The organism is Thalassospiraceae bacterium LMO-JJ14, assembly GCA_021555105.2.
Lineage (GTDB): Bacteria > Pseudomonadota > Alphaproteobacteria > Rhodospirillales > Casp-alpha2 > UBA4479.
The window spans coordinates 2,397,793-2,414,530 of record CP134604.1 but is presented as its reverse complement, the minus strand read 5'-3'; the positions used below and the strand labels follow the sequence as shown (position 1 = coordinate 2,414,530).

15 protein-coding genes and 3 tRNA genes are annotated in these 16,738 nt (G+C 56.5%); all 18 read right to left on the bottom strand.

The annotated features are described in order from the left end of the window. Positions 1-6 precede the first annotated feature (6 nt). On the bottom strand, positions 7-495 hold the full coding sequence (gene nuoI / locus L2D14_11380; protein WNJ98469.1) for an NADH-quinone oxidoreductase subunit NuoI: 489 nt from the start codon (positions 493-495) through the stop codon (positions 7-9). A gap of 19 nt (positions 496-514) precedes the next feature. After that, positions 515-1,528 (bottom strand): NADH-quinone oxidoreductase subunit NuoH, encoded by a 1,014-nt coding sequence (nuoH, locus tag L2D14_11375; GenBank protein WNJ98468.1) that lies wholly within the window; start codon positions 1,526-1,528, stop codon positions 515-517. After that, the gene (gene nuoG / locus L2D14_11370) at positions 1,521-3,590 is read right to left on the bottom strand and encodes an NADH-quinone oxidoreductase subunit NuoG (protein WNJ98467.1); all 2,070 of its coding nucleotides are present in this window, start codon (positions 3,588-3,590) and stop codon (positions 1,521-1,523) included. Before nuoG ends, nuoH begins: the two co-directional genes overlap by 8 nt. Positions 3,591-3,612: 22 nt before the next feature. After that, entirely contained in the window at positions 3,613-4,893 is a 1,281-nt protein-coding gene (nuoF, locus tag L2D14_11365) for an NADH-quinone oxidoreductase subunit NuoF (protein WNJ98466.1), read from the bottom strand. After that, positions 4,893-5,516: an NADH-quinone oxidoreductase subunit NuoE gene (gene nuoE / locus L2D14_11360; protein ID WNJ98465.1), complete on the bottom strand. Its 624-nt coding sequence runs from the start codon at positions 5,514-5,516 to the stop codon at positions 4,893-4,895. Before nuoE ends, nuoF begins: the two co-directional genes overlap by 1 nt. Then, on the bottom strand, positions 5,513-6,691 hold the full coding sequence (locus tag L2D14_11355; protein WNJ98464.1) for an NADH-quinone oxidoreductase subunit D: 1,179 nt from the start codon (positions 6,689-6,691) through the stop codon (positions 5,513-5,515). The genes nuoE and L2D14_11355 overlap by 4 nt, the downstream gene beginning before the upstream one ends. Continuing rightward, the gene (locus L2D14_11350) at positions 6,691-7,314 is read right to left on the bottom strand and encodes an NADH-quinone oxidoreductase subunit C (GenBank protein WNJ98463.1); all 624 of its coding nucleotides are present in this window, start codon (positions 7,312-7,314) and stop codon (positions 6,691-6,693) included. Before L2D14_11350 ends, L2D14_11355 begins: the two co-directional genes overlap by 1 nt. 30 nt (positions 7,315-7,344) lie before the next feature. Next, a complete protein-coding gene (locus tag L2D14_11345) occupies positions 7,345-7,896 on the bottom strand; it encodes an NADH-quinone oxidoreductase subunit B family protein (GenBank protein ID WNJ98462.1) in 552 nt (183 codons plus the stop codon). Then, positions 7,887-8,252 (bottom strand): NADH-quinone oxidoreductase subunit A, encoded by a 366-nt coding sequence (locus L2D14_11340; protein ID WNJ98461.1) that lies wholly within the window; start codon positions 8,250-8,252, stop codon positions 7,887-7,889. Before L2D14_11340 ends, L2D14_11345 begins: the two co-directional genes overlap by 10 nt. Before the next feature lie 249 nt (positions 8,253-8,501). Then, positions 8,502-8,578 (bottom strand) — tRNA-Asp (locus L2D14_11335). Positions 8,579-8,698: 120 nt separating this feature from the next. Then, positions 8,699-9,190, bottom strand: coding sequence for a PAS domain-containing protein (locus L2D14_11330; protein WNJ98460.1), 492 nt, complete (start codon positions 9,188-9,190; stop codon positions 8,699-8,701). Positions 9,191-9,292: 102 nt separating this feature from the next. Continuing rightward, positions 9,293-9,368: transfer RNA gene (locus tag L2D14_11325), tRNA-Val, on the bottom strand. Between the two features lie 111 nt (positions 9,369-9,479). After that, positions 9,480-9,752 (bottom strand): HU family DNA-binding protein, encoded by a 273-nt coding sequence (locus tag L2D14_11320; protein WNJ98459.1) that lies wholly within the window; start codon positions 9,750-9,752, stop codon positions 9,480-9,482. Positions 9,753-10,156: 404 nt separating this feature from the next. Beyond that, entirely contained in the window at positions 10,157-12,586 is a 2,430-nt protein-coding gene (gene lon, locus L2D14_11315; GenBank protein ID WNJ98458.1) for an endopeptidase La, read from the bottom strand. A gap of 270 nt (positions 12,587-12,856) precedes the next feature. Beyond that, positions 12,857-14,131: an ATP-dependent Clp protease ATP-binding subunit ClpX gene (gene clpX, locus L2D14_11310; protein ID WNJ98457.1), complete on the bottom strand. Its 1,275-nt coding sequence runs from the start codon at positions 14,129-14,131 to the stop codon at positions 12,857-12,859. Between the two features lie 145 nt (positions 14,132-14,276). Then, the gene (gene clpP, locus L2D14_11305; protein WNJ98456.1) at positions 14,277-14,906 is read right to left on the bottom strand and encodes an ATP-dependent Clp endopeptidase proteolytic subunit ClpP; all 630 of its coding nucleotides are present in this window, start codon (positions 14,904-14,906) and stop codon (positions 14,277-14,279) included. Positions 14,907-15,061: 155 nt separating this feature from the next. Then, a complete protein-coding gene (tig, locus tag L2D14_11300) occupies positions 15,062-16,546 on the bottom strand; it encodes a trigger factor (protein ID WNJ98455.1) in 1,485 nt (494 codons plus the stop codon). An 82-nt stretch (positions 16,547-16,628) separates the two neighbouring features. Continuing rightward, positions 16,629-16,713, bottom strand: a tRNA-Leu gene (locus L2D14_11295). Between the last annotated feature and the right edge of the window lie 25 nt (positions 16,714-16,738).

Here is a 16,738-nt window from a genome sequence, read left to right as displayed (position 1 = left end):
CACCCCTTAACGATAGGGTGCGTCGATCCTTAAACGTTCCGCCAGCTCGGTTTCCCAACGGTCGCCGTTGGCCAGCAGTTTATCCTTGTCGTACAGCAGCTCTTCGCGGGTTTCCGTCGCGAATTCGAAGTTCGGCCCTTCGACGATGGCGTCGACCGGGCAAGCTTCCTGACAGAGACCGCAATAGATGCATTTGACCATGTCGATGTCGTAGCGCGTGGTCCGGCGTGAGCCGTCATCGCGGGGCTCGGCCTCGATGGTGATGGCCTGTGCCGGGCAGATCGCCTCGCACAGTTTGCAGGCGATGCAGCGTTCCTCGCCGTTCGCATAGCGGCGCAGTGCGTGCTCACCGCGAAACCGGGTCGACAGCGGTCCTTTTTCGTACGGATAGTTGACGGTGACTTTCTTGCGGAAGAAATAGCGCAACGTCAGCGACATCCCGGAAACAAGTTCCGAGAGGAAGATCGCCCGTGCGCCGCGTCCTATGAAGCTCATTGTGTGCCTCTTTCCATACTTACAGCACCGGTGCCAGATCAAAAGCGACCAGCACGCCGGAGACGACCGCAACAGCGAGCAGTGAAAGCGGCAGGAAGACCTTCCAGCCCAGCCGCATCAACTGGTCATAACGGTAACGCGGGAACGTCGCGCGCACCCACACGAAGATGAACAGACAGAAAACGATTTTCAGCGCCAGCCAGATCGGTCCCGGTATCCAGTTCAATGGCGCAATATCCATCGGTGGCAGCCAGCCCCCCAGGAACAGCACCGACGTCATCGCCGACATAAGGATCATGTTGGCGTATTCACCGAGGAAGAACAGCGCGAACGTCATTGCCGAGTATTCGACATTGTAACCGGCGACCAGTTCGGCTTCGGCCTCGGGCAGGTCGAACGGGTGGCGGTTGGTTTCCGCCAGGGTCGAGATAAAGAAGATCACCGCCATCGGGAACAGCGGTATGACGAACCAGACGTCCCGCTGCGCCTCGACGATTGCCGACAGGTTCAAAGACCCGGCGCACAGCAGCACGGTAATGATGATCAGCCCCATCGAGACTTCGTACGACACCATTTGTGCCGCCGAACGCATGGCGCCCAGGAACGCGTATTTGGAGTTAGACGCCCATCCGGCCATCAGAATGCCGTACACGCCGAGTGACGAAATTGCGAACAGATACAGGATGCCGACGTTGATGTCGGCCAGCACCATGCCGGCATCGAACGGAATTACCGACCATGCCACCAGCGCCAGAATGAAGGTAATCATCGGTGCCGCGATAAAGACGCCGCGGTTGGCGCCTGTCGGCACGATGGTTTCCTTGAGGAACAGTTTCACACCATCGGCGATCGGCTGCAGAAGGCCGAACGGGCCAACCACGTTGGGACCCTTGCGCAGTTGCATGGCGCCGATGACCTTGCGCTCGAACAGCGTCAGATAGGCGACCGATAGCATGACCGGCGCGACGATGGCGACGATCTTGGCCAAAAGCCAGATGACCGGCAGGATATGGGTTTCGAAAAGCTCAGCCATCGGTGCCGGTCTTCATTTCCTGGGCACCCGAGAACGTTTCGGTGCACTTGGCCATCGTTTCCGAGGCCCGGCTGATCGGATCGGTCATATAGAAATTCGTGACCGGAGATTGGAAAGGTGTAGTGGATATGTCACCGGCCGTGCCGAATGCGCCCCATGGCGCCGGTACGACGGTGTCGATATTCATGAAGTTTGCACTGGCTTCGACCAGTTTGCCGCGAACGGCCCTGAGGTCATTCAACGCGATTGTTTTACCGAGCACATCCGAAAGCGCACGAATAATGGTCCAGTCCTCACGCGCATCGCCCGGCGGGAATGCCGCAAGACGGCCCAGTTGCACCCGGCCTTCGGTATTGACCCAGGTTGCATTCTTTTCCGTATAGGCAGCCCCCGGCAGGATCACATCGGCACGGTGCGCACCGGCATCGCCATGATGCCCCTGATAGATGACAAAGGCATTGCCGAGCGCGTTCATGTCGATTTCATCGGCGCCCAGCAGGTAAAGGACGTCGATATCCCCCTTCCCGGCAGCGGCAACGATCTCATTCGTGGCCAGACCGCCCGCGCCCGGCACGAAACCGATATCGAGACCGCCGACGCGCGATGCTGCGGTATGCAGAATATTGTAGCCGTTCCAGCCCGACGATTTGTCGATCATGCCGTAAGCCTCGGCGATCTCGTGCGTGATCGCCTGGATGGCGGCGCCATCTTCACGGGCCAGTGCCCCCTGTCCGACGATGATCATCGGCCGGTTGGCTTTCTTGAGGATTTTGCCGAACGCCGACTTGGCGCCGAGAACCGCCTTCAGGTCATCGGGACCGGTGCCGAGATGTTCGTAGTCATAGCGCAGATCGGCGGCTTCGCCGATCACACCGATCGGGAAATCACCTGCCATGAAGCGTTTGCGGATGCGGGCATTCAAGACGGCGGCTTCGAGGCGTGGATTGGCCCCGACGATCAGCAGCGCATCCGCCTGTTCGATCCCGGCGATTGAGGAATTGAAGATGTAGGCGGCGCGCAGTGACGGATCAATCTGCGATCCGTCCTGACGGCAGTCCATATTGGCGGACCCAAGATTGCTCATCAGCGCCTTGAGCGACACCATTGCTTCGCAATCGGCCTGATCTCCGGCGATGGCGGCGATTTTCGATCCGGCGAGGCCATCGACCCTGGCCTTGATAGCCGCGAACGCCTCGTCCCAGTTTGCCGGCTGAAGTTTGCCGTCCTTGCGCACATACGGTTTGTCGAGGCGCTGGCGACGCAGGCCGTCACAGGCAAAACGCGTCTTGTCGGAAATCCATTCCTCGTTCACGTCTTCGTTGAGGCGCGGCAGGATGCGCATGACTTCCGAGCCGCGCGCATCGACACGGATGTTCGAGCCGAGCGCGTCCATGACGTCGACTGTTTCGGTTTTCTTGAGTTCCCAGGGCCGCGCCACGAAGGCATACGGTTTCGACGTCAGCGCACCGACCGGACAAAGATCGATGACATTGCCGGAAAGCTCGGAATCGACGGCCTTTTCAAGATAAGACGTGATCTCGGCGTGCTCGCCCCTGAACAGCATACCCATGTCGGTGATGCCGGCGATTTCAGTGGTGAAGCGGACGCAACGCGTGCAGTGAATGCAGCGTGTCATGATCGTCTTGATCAGCGGCCCCATTTCCTTGTCTTCGACGGCGCGCTTGTTTTCCTTGTAGCGCGAATGATCGAGACCGTAGCCCATGGCCTGATCCTGCAAATCACATTCACCGCCCTGATCGCAGATCGGGCAATCGAGCGGGTGGTTGATCAGCAGGAATTCCATCACGCCTTTGCGCATCTTATGCACTTCCGGCGTGTTGGTGTGCACGACCATACCGTCGGCGACGGGCATCGCGCACGATGCAACGGGCTTCGGCGCCCGCTCAAGGGCCACCAGACACATACGGCAATTACCGGCGATCGACAGGCGTTCGTGGTAGCAGAAACGCGGAATTTCGATCCCCACCTGCTCGCAAGCCTGCAGGACCGTCAATCCGGCGTCGACTTCGACTTCCTTACCGTCAATGGTCAGCTTCGGCATCGGTTGTCCTTACCTTCCTGCGTTATTCGGCCGCTGCGGGCTGTTGCCCGGCGCCGCGTTGTTCCATCAACGGACGGAACTGACGGATAAGACCCTGGATCGGCCACGCCGCCGCATCGCCCAGTGCGCAGATCGTGTGGCCTTCGACTTGTTTGGTGACTTCTTCGAGAAGATCGATTTCAGCCGGTGTGGCATCGCCGGCGCAGATACGCTCCATCATGCGCCACATCCAGCCCGATCCCTCGCGGCACGGTGTGCACTGTCCGCAGCTTTCATGCATATAGAAGCGCGACAGCCGCGTAATCGCACGGATCACATCGGTCGACTTGTCCATGACCATGACGGCAGCGGTGCCGAGCCCGGATCGCATTTCTTTCAGGGAATCAAAGTCCATCAGGACCGTCGAACTCATTTCCTGCGTCAGCAGTGGCACCGATGCACCGCCCGGAATAATCGCCAGCAGGTTGTCCCAGCCGCCGCGTACGCCGCCGGCATGTTTTTCGATCAGTTCCTTGAGCGGAATGCCCATTTCTTCCTCGACGGTGCACGGCTTGTTGACGTGTCCGGAGATATTGAAAAGCTTGGTGCCGGTATTGTTCGGACGGCCGATGCCGGCGAACCATTCCGCACCCCGGCGCAGGATCGTCGGCACCACGGCGATGCTTTCGACGTTATTCACCGTCGTCGGACAGCCCCAGACTCCGACGTTGGCCGGGAACGGCGGCTTCAGCCTCGGCTGGCCCTTCTTGCCTTCCAGGCTTTCGATCAGCGCCGATTCCTCGCCACAGATATAGGCCCCCATGCCACGGTGGATGTAGAAATCGAATTTCCAGCCCGTGCCGCATGCATTGTCACCGATCAGGCCGTTTTCATAAGCTTCATCGACGGCCCGCTGCAGGGCTTCCGTCTCGCGGAAGAACTCGCCCCGGACATAGCAATACGCCGCGTGCGCCTGCATCGCGAAACTCGCGATCAGTGCGCCTTCGATCAGCTTGTGCGGATCGTTACGCATGATCTCGCGGTCCTTGCAGGTGCCGGGTTCGCCCTCGTCGGCATTGATCACCAGATAATGCGGGCGCTCGCCGACTTCTTTCGGCATGAACGACCATTTCATGCCAGTTGAGAATCCGGCGCCGCCTCGTCCGCGCAGGCCCGATCCCTTGACCTGCTCGATGATCGTCTCGCGGCCAAGCTCGATCAACTTTTTGGTATTGTCCCAGTCGCCGCGCTTGCGCGCGCCCGAAACACCAACGTCTTCAAGCCCGTAAATATTCGTAAAGATGCGATCGGCGTCTTTAAGCATCAGTTATCCCCCTTTTCGGAGACTTTCTGTGCGCGAAGCTCTTCCTGATGCGCGAGGCTTGTCAGCCCGCCCAGAGGCTCGCAGGTATGGCGCTCAAGCTGGGAGCCCGTCTTCGGCTGTTTGCCGGCCCGCAGGTCGTCGAGAATTTGTGCCGTCGCTTCGCTGTCCAGATCCTCGTAATAGTCATCGTTGATCTGCATCATCGGCGCATTCACGCAGGCCCCCAGGCATTCCACTTCAAGCAGCGTGAATTCGCCGTCCTCGGTGGTTTCGCCGGATTTGATGCCGAGCTTGTTCTGGCAGGCGCGCATGATGTTATCGGAGCCGTTCAGCCAGCACGGCAGGTTCGTGCAGACCTGCACGAAATGCTTCCCGACCGGTTTCAGGTTGTACATCGTATAGAACGATGCGACTTCCAGCACCCGGATCGCCGGCATACTCAGGTAATCGGCGACATGTTCGATGGCTGGCATCGGCAGCCAGCCGCCGCACTGGCGCTGTGCAATATCCAGAAGCGGCATTACGGCCGAGCGCTGGCGCCCTTCAGGATATTTGGCGATCACGGCATCGGCCTTGGCCTTGCTGTCGGCAGTGAACTCGAAGGTTTCAGGTGCATCGCTCATCGGTCGATCTCCCCGAATACGACATCGACGGAGCCGATGTTGGCGACGATGTCGGCCAGCATATGCCCCTTGGAAATGAACTCCGTCGCCTGCAGAGAGGCAAAGCCGGGTGCGCGGATCTTGCAGCGGTACGGTTTGTTGGAGCCATCCGATATCAGATAGACGCCAAACTCGCCTTTCGGTGCTTCAACGGCTGTATAGGTTTCGCCGGCCGGCACCTTGAAGCCCTCGGTATAGAGCTTGAAGTGGTGAATTAGCGATTCCATCGAATGCTTCATGTCGCCGCGCGAGGGTGGCGTGATCTTGTGATCAATGGACTTGGCGGGGCCAATTGGCATGTTTTCAATCACTTGGCGCATAATCTTAATGCTTTCTCGCATTTCAAGCATGCGCACCAGATAGCGGTCGTAGCAGTCGCCGTTATTGCCGACGGGAATCTGGAAATCGTATTTTTCATAGCCGTCATAAGGCTGGGATTTACGAAGGTCCCAGGCAATCCCGGATGCCCGCAGGTTGGCGCCGGTAAACCCCCAGTCCTGACACTGCTCGGCGTTGATCACGCCGATATCGACAGTGCGCTGCTTGAAGATGCGGTTTTCCGTCAGCAGGCTTTCCATATCGTCACAGATCTGAAGAAAGCTCGGGCACCACTCATAAATGTCGTCCAGCAACTGCTGAGGCACATCCATGGCCACGCCGCCGGGACGGAAATAATGCATGTGCATGCGTGCACCGCAGGCCCGTTCGCAAAATTCCATGAGTTTTTCGCGGTGTTCGAAGCCCCACAGCATCGGCGTCATGGCGCCGACGTCCATCGCGAAGGCGCAGATATTCATCAGGTGATTCAGAAGCCGCCCTATTTCCGCATACAGAACGCGGATCGCCTGCCCGCGCGCGGGAGCCTCGATCCCCAGCAGTTTCTCGGTGGCAAGCGCAAAGGCATGTTCCTGACACTGCGGCGATGAATAATCGAGGCGGTCGAAGTAGCCGACGGCCTGCACATAGGTCTTGTTCTCGATCAGCTTTTCCGTGCCCCGGTGCAGCAGACCGATATGCGGATCGGCACGTTCGACAACCTCGCCGTCCATTTCGAGGACCAGGCGCAACACGCCGTGCGCCGCAGGGTGTTGCGGGCCGAAGTTGATGTTGTAGTTCTTGATCTGGGTTTCGGCCATTATTTCGCCTCCTCTTCGGTGGCGTCTTCGGCCTTTTCGTCGCCCGGCAGCATGCGCTGCACGCCTTCCCAAGGGCTCAGGAAGTCGAAGGAGCGGTATTCCTGGGTCAGTTTGACCGGCTCATAAACAATCCGCTTCTGTTCGTCGTCATAACGGACTTCGACATAACCGGTCAGCGGGAAGTCCTTGCGCAGCGGATGGCCTTCGAAACCGTAGTCGGTCAGTATCCGGCGAAGATCCGGGTGGTTGTTAAAGGCTACGCCGAACATGTCCCAGACTTCGCGCTCCCACCAGTTGGCGGCGCTGAACAGCCCGGTTGCACTATCGACGGGGGTATCTTCGTCCGTGCGCAGTTTGACGCGAATACGGTTGTTATGGGTCATCGACAGCAGGTGATAGACGATTTCGAACCGCTCATCGTCATCGGGATAATCGACACCGCAAACATCCAGCAGCGTCAAAAACTGGCAGTTTGCGTCATCACGCAGGAATTTCAGGACTTTCAACACATCATCGCGTCTGATTTCGACCGTGAGCTGTCCAAGACGCACGTTGACGTCCTCAACCGAGTCACCAAGGGTGTCCCGGATATAACCGCCCAATTCCTGTAGAACCTGATCCATGATGATCCGTGCGTTGTTATTCGTGAGCCGTTAGCGGAACAGGGTTCCGGTGCGTTTAATCTTTTTCTGCAGTTGCATCACGCCGTAAACCAGCGCTTCGGCAGTCGGCGGGCAGCCTGGAACATAGATATCAACAGGCACGACCCGGTCACAGCCGCGAACTACAGAATATGAATAGTGATAATAGCCGCCGCCGTTGGCGCACGATCCCATTGAAATGACATATCGCGGTTCCGCCATCTGGTCATAGACCTTGCGGAATGCAGGGGCCATTTTGTTGGTGAGCGTACCGGCGACGATGATCACGTCGGACTGGCGCGGGCTCGGGCGCGGGACAACGCCGAAACGGTCGAGATCGTAACGGCTGACATAGGCATGCATCATTTCAATGGCGCAGCAGGCCAGACCGAAGGTCATCGGCCAGAGCGAGCCGGTACGTGCCCAGTTGACCAGTTTGTCGACAGACGCGATGACAAACCCCTTGTCATGCAGTTCACCGGTTACCTGACGCAGGATGGCGTCCTGTTCTTCGCCCGGTGGCAGCGGCGCCGGCTCATTGTGGGCTGTGTTGCTTACTCCCATTCGAGCGCTCCTTTACGCCATTCGTAAATGAATCCGATGGTCAGGATTCCGAGGAAAACCATCATCGACCAGAAGCCGAAAACGCCGATGTTGCCCAGCGAAATCGCCCACGGGAACAGGAATGCAACCTCGAGATCAAAGATGATGAACAGGATCGCCACCAGATAAAAACGTACGTCGAACTTGTGACGCGCATCCTCGAAAGCTTCGAAGCCACATTCATAAGCGGAAGATTTCTCGGCGTCAGGACGCTGCGGTGCGACGATAAATGACCCCAAAACCGCGATGCAGGCGATGGCGGTGGCGATCCCCAGAAAAACCAGGATCGGAAGATACTCGCTTAATAAGCCTTCCAAAGTTTTCTCTCCCCGGTTTTTTACCGGTCAATGGCTCGTATTAGCCCAGTGCGGGCATCACGAATTAAGTCAACGGTAGGCGTTTAAGGTATGCCTCACAAGGTCCTATTTTTCAATGCCCTAACGACCTGCCGGATCGGTTTTTTTCGCAGTTGCATATAAACAGCTACGCGACGGCGGTTGTCTTCGAAATCATGGCGAAAGTCGATACCTGCCAAGGCTGAACAGTGAAAAATATGATTTGGAAAGTGGCGGGAGTGACGGGACTCGAACCCGCGGCCTCCGGCGTGACAGGCCGGCGCTCTAACCAACTGAGCTACACCCCCTTGCCAGGGATCGCCAAGGCTGACTGCGCTTGGCGGAAGCGATGATCTAAAGCACCCCTATCGGGGTGTCAAGCGGCGTCATAACGCCCGGGAGAACATTCTTTGAATTAATGCCGGTGCTTATTCATCAAGCGGGAAATTGAACGCATACACAGCCATGATATGGCTGACATTCTTGCCGTCGGGATCGAGAAACGGCACGTGCAGCACTTCATAAGTAACGAATTCTTTTTCCACGAGGTGCTTGATTATGGCGCGGCGTGAAACAGGTTGCCTGTCTTTGACCATTTGCCGGTAGCGCGTCAGCAGGATTTTACTTCTTTCCTCTGGCTGATATTCGCTGACCAAAACCCCCGTCAGTTCCATCCCTAGAACGCTACTTAATTCAGTGCCCCAGAACCGGTTGACGAAGTCTTCTCCATCATCGACGACGTCTTTGACGAACATCAAGCGCGCAACCTTGTAGAGATCCATCAGATTGACGTCTTTGTATCGGGGCGTCCGATTCTCAATCGCGTATTTCGATTCCCAGTATTCCTTTAAAGCTATTGTGGTGGGGAGCCGGCAATCATGTATCGTGCCGGCTTCGAGACATTGAAAAGTATCTGACATAAATGAACTTTCATTCAGAAACGAATGAATCATAGCAGCCTTCTGGCAGCTATCCCAAGCTACGGTGAATACGTAGATAATTTTGAACTGAAATAAGGGAAATGGTGGGCGGTGACGGGTTCGAACCGCCGACCCTCTCGGTGTAAACGAGATGCTCTACCAGCTGAGCTAACCGCCCTATGGGCTCCATATACTTTGCAGAGTCAGGGACGGCAAGGGCTGAACGGGAAATATAAAAGAAAACGCCGACCACGTGGGCCGGCGTCTTCGCAAGGAATTTTGACGTCGATCAGTTGACGGCGTCTTTAAGACCTTTACCGGCTTTGAACTTCGGCTGCTTCGAGGCCGGGATCTGAATCGTTTCACCCGTCCGCGGATTGCGGCCGGTGGTTGCTTTCCGGTTAACAACGGAAAACGTGCCGAAGCCGACAAGACGGACTTCACCACCACCTTTTAAAGAACTGCTGATGTTATCAAACACCGCGTCGACGGCTTTGGCTGCGTCGGCTTTCGTCAGGCCCGCAGAATCCGCGACAGCGGCGACAAGATCATTTTTATTCACGGCTCATGCCCCCTTTTACAAGGTTTTAAGTTAAAACTTACATCCGCCTCCCAAACGAAAATTTATCGCTCTCCAGAGTGCGGCTCTCGCGATGAATCTAGTGCCAGCGCTCTCACAGCGTCAATTCAACACCCCTTGGAAGCCGCAGATTTCTGCGGTTTTTTGCGGGCTACAGCGTAACCTACGGTAAACAAAGCATTATTTCGGAGCAATTATTAACGATGATTTTCACAAAACATGCCGATATGGTTGTGAAAGCGCGGATTTCTGCGGAAAACACGTGAATCCGGGACTCCGATTCGTTTCCTTACAATTTTATGCATTGGCTGGTATCAGCTTGTGCCCAGCAAAAAGGGCGCACCCCGAAGAGCGCGCCCTGAATTGTTCTGCATCGTGATTGAAGTTTAGTGCTTCACCAAACCGTTGGCCGTTGTTGCTTCGTCCGGGGTCTGGGCTGCGAGCGCAGCAGCTTTCGCGTCGTCTTCCTCAGACCATTCTATTGGTGTAAGCGGTTTGGAAAGTGCGCGCTCCAGAACCTCATCGACGGTCGTTACGGGAACGATCTCAAGTCCCTTCTTAACGACGTCCGGGATGTCGGCGAGGTCTTTTTCGTTCTCCTGCGGGATGAGCACGGTCTTGATTCCACCCCGCAACGCTGCCAGCAGCTTTTCTTTCAAGCCGCCGATTGCGAGGACGCGACCGCGCAGCGTGACTTCGCCGGTCATTGCGACTTCCTTGCGCACGGGAATCCCCGTCAACACGGACACGATGGATGTCGTCATGCCGACGCCGGCGGACGGACCGTCTTTCGGCGTCGCGCCTTCCGGCACGTGCACATGGATATCGCGCTGATTGAACAAAGTCGGGCGGATACCGAAAGTGTGCGCACGGGATTGCACATAGGATTTGGCAGCCTGAATGCTTTCCTGCATGACATCGCCGAGTTTCCCGGTGATTGTCATCTTGCCGCGGCCCGGTACCATGATGGATTCGATGGACAGCAGTTCCCCGCCGACCTCGGTCCAGGCAAGGCCCGTCACGACGCCGACCAGATCTTCAGCTTCGATTTCGCCAAAGCGATATTTCTTGATACCGGCGTACTTGTCGATGTTCTGGACCGTGACTTTCACGTCAGTAGCCTCGCCCATCAGGATTTCCTTGAGCGCCTTACGGATCAGGTTCGACAATTCACGCTCAAGGTTACGTACACCGCTTTCGCGTGTGTAGTAACGGATCAGGTGCAGAAGCGCGTTATCGGAAATTGACCACTCACCATCCTTGATGCCGTGCTTTTCCATTTGCTTCGGAAGCAGGTGGCGTTTGGCGATTTCGACTTTTTCATGCTCGGTGTAGCCGGAAAGACGGATGATCTCCATCCGGTCGAGCAACGGCCCGGGCATGTTGAGGGTATTCGCCGTGGTGACGAACATGACATCCGACAGATCGTAATCGACTTCAAGATAATGATCGTTGAAGTTCGTGTTCTGCTCGGGGTCGAGAACTTCGAGTAGCGCCGACGCCGGATCGCCACGCCAGTCATTCCCCATCTTGTCGACCTCATCGAGCAGGAACAACGGATTGGAGGACTTTGCTTTCTTCATCGACTGGATGATCTTGCCCGGCATGGAACCGATGTAGGTCCTGCGGTGACCGCGGATTTCCGACTCATCACGCACACCGCCGAGCGACATGCGGACAAAGTTACGTCCGGTCGATTCCGCGATGGATTTGCCAAGCGAGGTCTTGCCGACACCCGGAGGCCCGACGAGGCAGAGGATCGGGCCGGTCACCTTGTTGGTACGCTGTTGCACGGCAAGGTATTCAACGATCCGTTCCTTGACCTTTTCCAGGCCGTAGTGATCGGCATCCAGGACCTCCTGGGCGATCTTGATGTCTTTTTTAACACGTGTGCGCTTTTTCCACGGGATGCCGAGCATCCAGTCGAGATAGTTCCGCACAACGGTTGCTTCGGCCGACATCGGCGACATGCTTTTGAGCTTTTTCAACTCGGCCAGGGCTTTTTCCTTGGCTTCCTTGCTCAGCTTTGTCTTTTCGATTTTCTCCTCGATTTCCGCGGTTTCATCGCGGCCATCGTCGGTTTCACCGAGTTCTTTCTGGATCGCCTTGAGCTGCTCATTCAGATAGTACTCGCGTTGCGTTTTCTCCATCTGCCGCTTGACACGGTTGCGGATTTTCTTCTCAACCTGAAGCACGCCGATTTCGGCTTCCATGAAGCCGAGCACGCGCTCAAGGCGTTCAATCACGCTTTCGACTTCAAGAAGCTCCTGCTTCTCGGAAATCTTGATCGCCAGATGCGAAGCAACGGTATCGGCCAGTTTCGAAGGATCGTCGATCTGGTTCAACGACACCAGAACTTCCGGCGGGATCTTCTTGTTCAGCTTGATGTAGCTTTCGAACTGGTTGACGACCGAGCGTGAAATCGCTTCAAGCTCGCGCTCATCGCCCAGCTGCTCGGTCAGGCGGCTCGCCTCGACCTGAAAAAACTGCTCGGTTTCGGTAAAATCCTCGATACGAGCGCGCTGAATACCCTCGACCAGAACCTTAACCGTCCCGTCGGGCAACTTCAGAAGTTGCAGAACCGTTGATACCGTACCGATCTGGTAAATCTCGTCTTTTCCGGGGTCATCATCGGCGGCGTTTTTCTGGGCCACGAGCAGAATCTGCTTGTCGTCCTTCATGACGTCTTCGAGGGCGCGCACGGACTTCTCCCGGCCGACGAAAAGCGGGACGATCATGTGTGGGAAAACAACGATGTCGCGCAGCGGCAAAACCGGAAAATCTTCTTTTTGATCTTTTTGTTCGTTCGTGGTCATACATTCGCTCCATTTAGTTCGGAAAACACCGCAATCCCCGTCCCTTGCGGAATTCCGACGATGTGCCTGATTACCTAAAAAGTGGGCCGTTTACCCCTTTTGTGCAAGGGCTAACGGTATATATTGCGGTTAATACGGAACTGGATTTGCCGCTGTGAAATCCCGGTCATACCGGCCATGCGCGTGATAGCGGTTTACCTGTAAATCGACATGCGAAAACGGCCGAATAATCGGATCGGTAAGGCTAAATCCCTGAAAACAGGAAGCTAATCAGGAAGCCGAGGATTCCATGTCGTTTTTACGGTCGGCATAGATGAACAACGGCGGTGCGCCGTCATCGACGGTGTCCTCGTTGATGACGATTTCCTCGACTCCATCCAGACCCGGCAGATCGAACATCGTGTCGAGCAGGATATTTTCCATGATCGAGCGTAATCCGCGTGCACCGGTTTTGCGTTCTACCGCTTTCTTGGCGACCGATTCGAGCGCTTCTTCACGGAACGTCAGGCTGACGTCTTCCATTTCAAACAGCCGCTGATACTGCTTCACCAATGCATTTTTCGGTTTGGTGAGGATTTCAATCAGGGCTTCTTCATCCAGGTCCTCCAGGGTCGCAATGACCGGGAGACGACCGACGAATTCTGGAATAAGTCCGAATTTCAGCAGATCCTCTGGCTCGACTTCGGCCAGGATTTCACCTGTCTGACGATCTTCGGGACCACGCACGTCTGCACCGAAGCCGATGTTGGTCCCACGGCCGCGGCCGGCGATGATCTTGTCGAGACCGGCAAATGCACCGCCACAGATAAACAGGATGTTCGTCGTGTCGACCTGCAGGAATTCCTGCTGCGGATGCTTGCGGCCCCCCTGTGGCGGCACCGAAGCAACGGTACCTTCCATGATTTTCAGCAAAGCCTGCTGAACGCCTTCCCCGGATACGTCGCGGGTAATCGACGGGTTATCGGATTTGCGGCTGATCTTGTCGACTTCATCGATATAGACAATGCCGCGCTGTGCGCGCTCGACGTTATAGTCGGCGGACTGCAGCAGTTTGAGAATGATGTTTTCGACGTCTTCACCGACATAACCGGCTTCGGTCAGCGTCGTGGCATCTGCCATTGTGAACGGCACATCGAGTATCCGCGCCAGCGTCTGCGCCAGCAGCGTTTTACCGCAACCGGTCGGACCGATCAGCAGGATATTGGACTTCGCCAGTTCGACATCGTTGGACTTGCCGCCGTGGCCGAGCCGCTTGTAGTGGTTGTGCACGGCAACCGAGAGAACGCGCTTGGCGCGTTTCTGGCCGATGACGTAATCGTCGAGCACCTGGCAGATGTCCATCGGCGTCGGAACGCCCTCGCCCGATTTCACCAGGTTGGTTTTGTGCTCTTCACGGATAATGTCCATGCACAACTCGACGCATTCATCGCAGATGAATACGGTCGGGCCGGCGATCAGCTTGCGGACTTCGTGCTGGCTTTTGCCGCAGAACGAGCAATAAAGCGTGTTCTTTGCGTCTCCACCACTGCCGGACTTGCTGCTCATTTGGACTCCTTGATCCGATACTAATTCAGAATCGTTATGTTACTCGCCGCGAGTGGGGCCGTACAATCCCCAATATCCCTGCCTGTGGCAGGGATGGATATTAGCGCCGCGCCATTAAAACGCACCCGCAAGCCTTTAAATCCCGTCAGCTATCTTCTTCAGGGCGCGGACGTTCGGCGACGACTTCATCGATCAGGCCGAATGTCTTGGCTTCATCCGCGCTCATGAAGGTGTCGCGTTCGACGGCTTTTTCGATGACATCAAGCTTCTGACCGGTGTGCTCGACGTACATGTTGTTCAGACGCTCGCGCAACTTCAGAATCTCGCGCGCCTGGATTTCGATGTCCGTCGCCTGACCCTGTGCACCGCCCGAAGGCTGATGGATCATGATCCGCGAATTCGGTAGCGCATAGCGCTTGCCCTTGGTGCCGGCGCACATCAGGAGCGACCCCATGGAGGCGGCCTGACCGATGCAAACCGTGGATACGTCGGGACGGATGTACCGCATGGTGTCATAGATCGCGAGCCCCGAGGTCACGACCCCACCCGGTGAATTGATATAGAACGAAATGTCCTTGTCCGGGTTTTCGGATTCCAGAAACAGCAACTGAGCGCAAACCAGGCTCGCTACTTCATCATGGACGGCACCGGTCAGGAAAATGATGCGTTCCTTGAGGAGGCGCGAATAAATGTCGTAAGCACGCTCGCCGCGATTGGTCGTTTCGACAACCATCGGCACCAGCGTGTTCATGTAGGTGTCCATAGCGTTAGACATTCCGCGTCTCTCCTTGTGTAACTTGTCGTTCCGAGATAATCCCCGAAGCCCCGCCATGCAAGGGCGGAGTTGCAGAATGCCATCCAGTCAGAAATACCGGTCCCGGGGATTTACCCCGGTCCCGTTGATCGTTCCGGCGCCCCTCAGATAAGGAATCAGCCTTCGTCTTTTTTGGCGGCGGCTTTTTTCTTCGGTGCCGCTTTCTTTTTCGGCTTGTCGTCGTCATCGTCCTTTTTGGCCGCAGCTTTTTTCTTCGGCGCCGCTTTCTTGGGCTTTGTCTCTTCGGCTTCGTTCTCGGCTTCGATCTCTTTGATCAGTTCTTCCATGGTTGCCGTCTTATCGGTGACTTTGACCATTTCAAGAATGAAATCGATGATTTTGTCTTCGTACATCGGCGCCGCGGCCTGTTCGAGCGCCTGCGGATTGTTTTTGAAGTATTCCATGACCTGCTGTTCCTGGCCCGGATACTTACGCGCTTCGTTCATCATCGCCTTGTTCAGATCGTCCTGGCCGATCTGAATATTGTTAGTGCGGCCGATTTCATTCAGCAAAAGACCAAGGCGGACACGGCGGTCGGCGATTTCCTTGAACTCGTCGGCCTGTGCCTTGTCGGGTTCGATCTTGTGCGCTTCTTCGTGGTCGTGTGCATCGCCATGCTGGGCGTCGGAACCATGCTGTTCATGCTGCCACTGGTGGATGATGGAATTGTATTCCTGCTCGGACATACGCGGCGGGACTTCGAAATCAATCATGTCGGCGAGTTTGTCCATTAGGCGGCGCTTGACCAGCATGCGGCCATATTCCTTGAACTCGCGGCCCTGTTCTTCGCGAATCATGTCGCGCAGCTTTTCAAGATTCTCGGCACCCGCCAGCTTCGCCAGTTCGTCGTCGATCGGCGACGGCTTGGTTTCACGGATTTCCGTGACCTTGACCTCGAACACGGCATCCTTGCCAGCCAGTTCGGCCGCACCGTATTCGTCAGGGAATTTGACGTTCACTTCGGCATCGCTGCCTGCGGCCACGCCGACAAGCTGGTCTTCGAAGCCCGGGATGAAGTTACCGGAACCGAGTTCCAGGTTGTAGCCTTCGGCTGAACCGCCCGGGAATGCTTCGCCGTCGACCTTGCCGATGAAATCGATCACGACAATGTCGCCGGATTTTGATTTGCGATTCCCGCTGATCGGGTCGGAGGTTTTGTTGGCGTCGGCGATCCGCTGCAGCGTTTCCTCGACGTCCTTTTCCTCGACCTTCGGTACCATGCGTTCGACATTGATCTTGGCGAAATCAGGCAACGTGATTTCCGGCAGAATCTCAAAGGTCATGGTGTATTCGAGGTCCTTGCCGTCTTCGAACGACGTCACTTCGAACTGCGGCTGGCCGACCGGGCGAACGCCCTTCTCGGCAATCGCCTGTTCGGCGGAAGACGAAACGGCGCTTTCGAGCACTTCGCCCATGACGGACGGGCCGTAGCGTTTGCGCAGCAAGGAGACCGGCACCTTGCCCGGACGGAAGCCCGGCAGGCTGGCGGTTTTGGCAATTTCAGAGAGACGGTGCGACACCTTCTCTTCGATTTCTTTTGCCGGGAGCGCGACTTTGTATTCGCGGCTCAGACCTTCGGATTTGACTTCAGTGACCTGCATCGGATTTCCAGACATTCATACGTTTATGACAACTCGCGGTACTTACCGCGTCGCATCGGGTGGCCGGCGCATGGGTAAAATTTGGTGCGGGCGGAGGGACTTGAACCCCCACGACTTACGTCACAGGTACCTAAAACCTGCGTGTCTACCAATTCCACCACGCCCGCCCGAGTTCACCACGGGCAAATGTGC

Excerpts from the sequence above, each read along its gene's own strand:
- L2D14_11345 (WNJ98462.1), bottom strand. The coding sequence starts at position 7,896 with ATGGGAGTAAGCAACACAGCCCACAATGAGCCGGCGCCGCTGCCACCG.
- L2D14_11350 (WNJ98463.1), bottom strand. The coding sequence starts at position 7,314 with ATGGATCAGGTTCTACAGGAATTGGGCGGTTATATCCGGGACACCCTT.
- nuoE (WNJ98465.1), bottom strand. The coding sequence starts at position 5,516 with ATGAGCGATGCACCTGAAACCTTCGAGTTCACTGCCGACAGCAAGGCC.
- nuoH (WNJ98468.1), bottom strand. The coding sequence starts at position 1,528 with ATGGCTGAGCTTTTCGAAACCCATATCCTGCCGGTCATCTGGCTTTTG.
- nuoG (WNJ98467.1), bottom strand. The coding sequence starts at position 3,590 with ATGCCGAAGCTGACCATTGACGGTAAGGAAGTCGAAGTCGACGCCGGA.
- L2D14_11330 (WNJ98460.1), bottom strand. The coding sequence starts at position 9,190 with ATGTCAGATACTTTTCAATGTCTCGAAGCCGGCACGATACATGATTGC.
- L2D14_11355 (WNJ98464.1), bottom strand. The coding sequence starts at position 6,691 with ATGGCCGAAACCCAGATCAAGAACTACAACATCAACTTCGGCCCGCAA.
- nuoF (WNJ98466.1), bottom strand. The coding sequence starts at position 4,893 with ATGCTTAAAGACGCCGATCGCATCTTTACGAATATTTACGGGCTTGAA.
- clpX (WNJ98457.1), bottom strand. The coding sequence starts at position 14,131 with ATGAGCAGCAAGTCCGGCAGTGGTGGAGACGCAAAGAACACGCTTTAT.
- clpP (WNJ98456.1), bottom strand. The coding sequence starts at position 14,906 with ATGTCTAACGCTATGGACACCTACATGAACACGCTGGTGCCGATGGTT.
- tig (WNJ98455.1), bottom strand. The coding sequence starts at position 16,546 with ATGCAGGTCACTGAAGTCAAATCCGAAGGTCTGAGCCGCGAATACAAA.
- nuoI (WNJ98469.1), bottom strand. The coding sequence starts at position 495 with ATGAGCTTCATAGGACGCGGCGCACGGGCGATCTTCCTCTCGGAACTT.
- lon (WNJ98458.1), bottom strand. The coding sequence starts at position 12,586 with ATGACCACGAACGAACAAAAAGATCAAAAAGAAGATTTTCCGGTTTTG.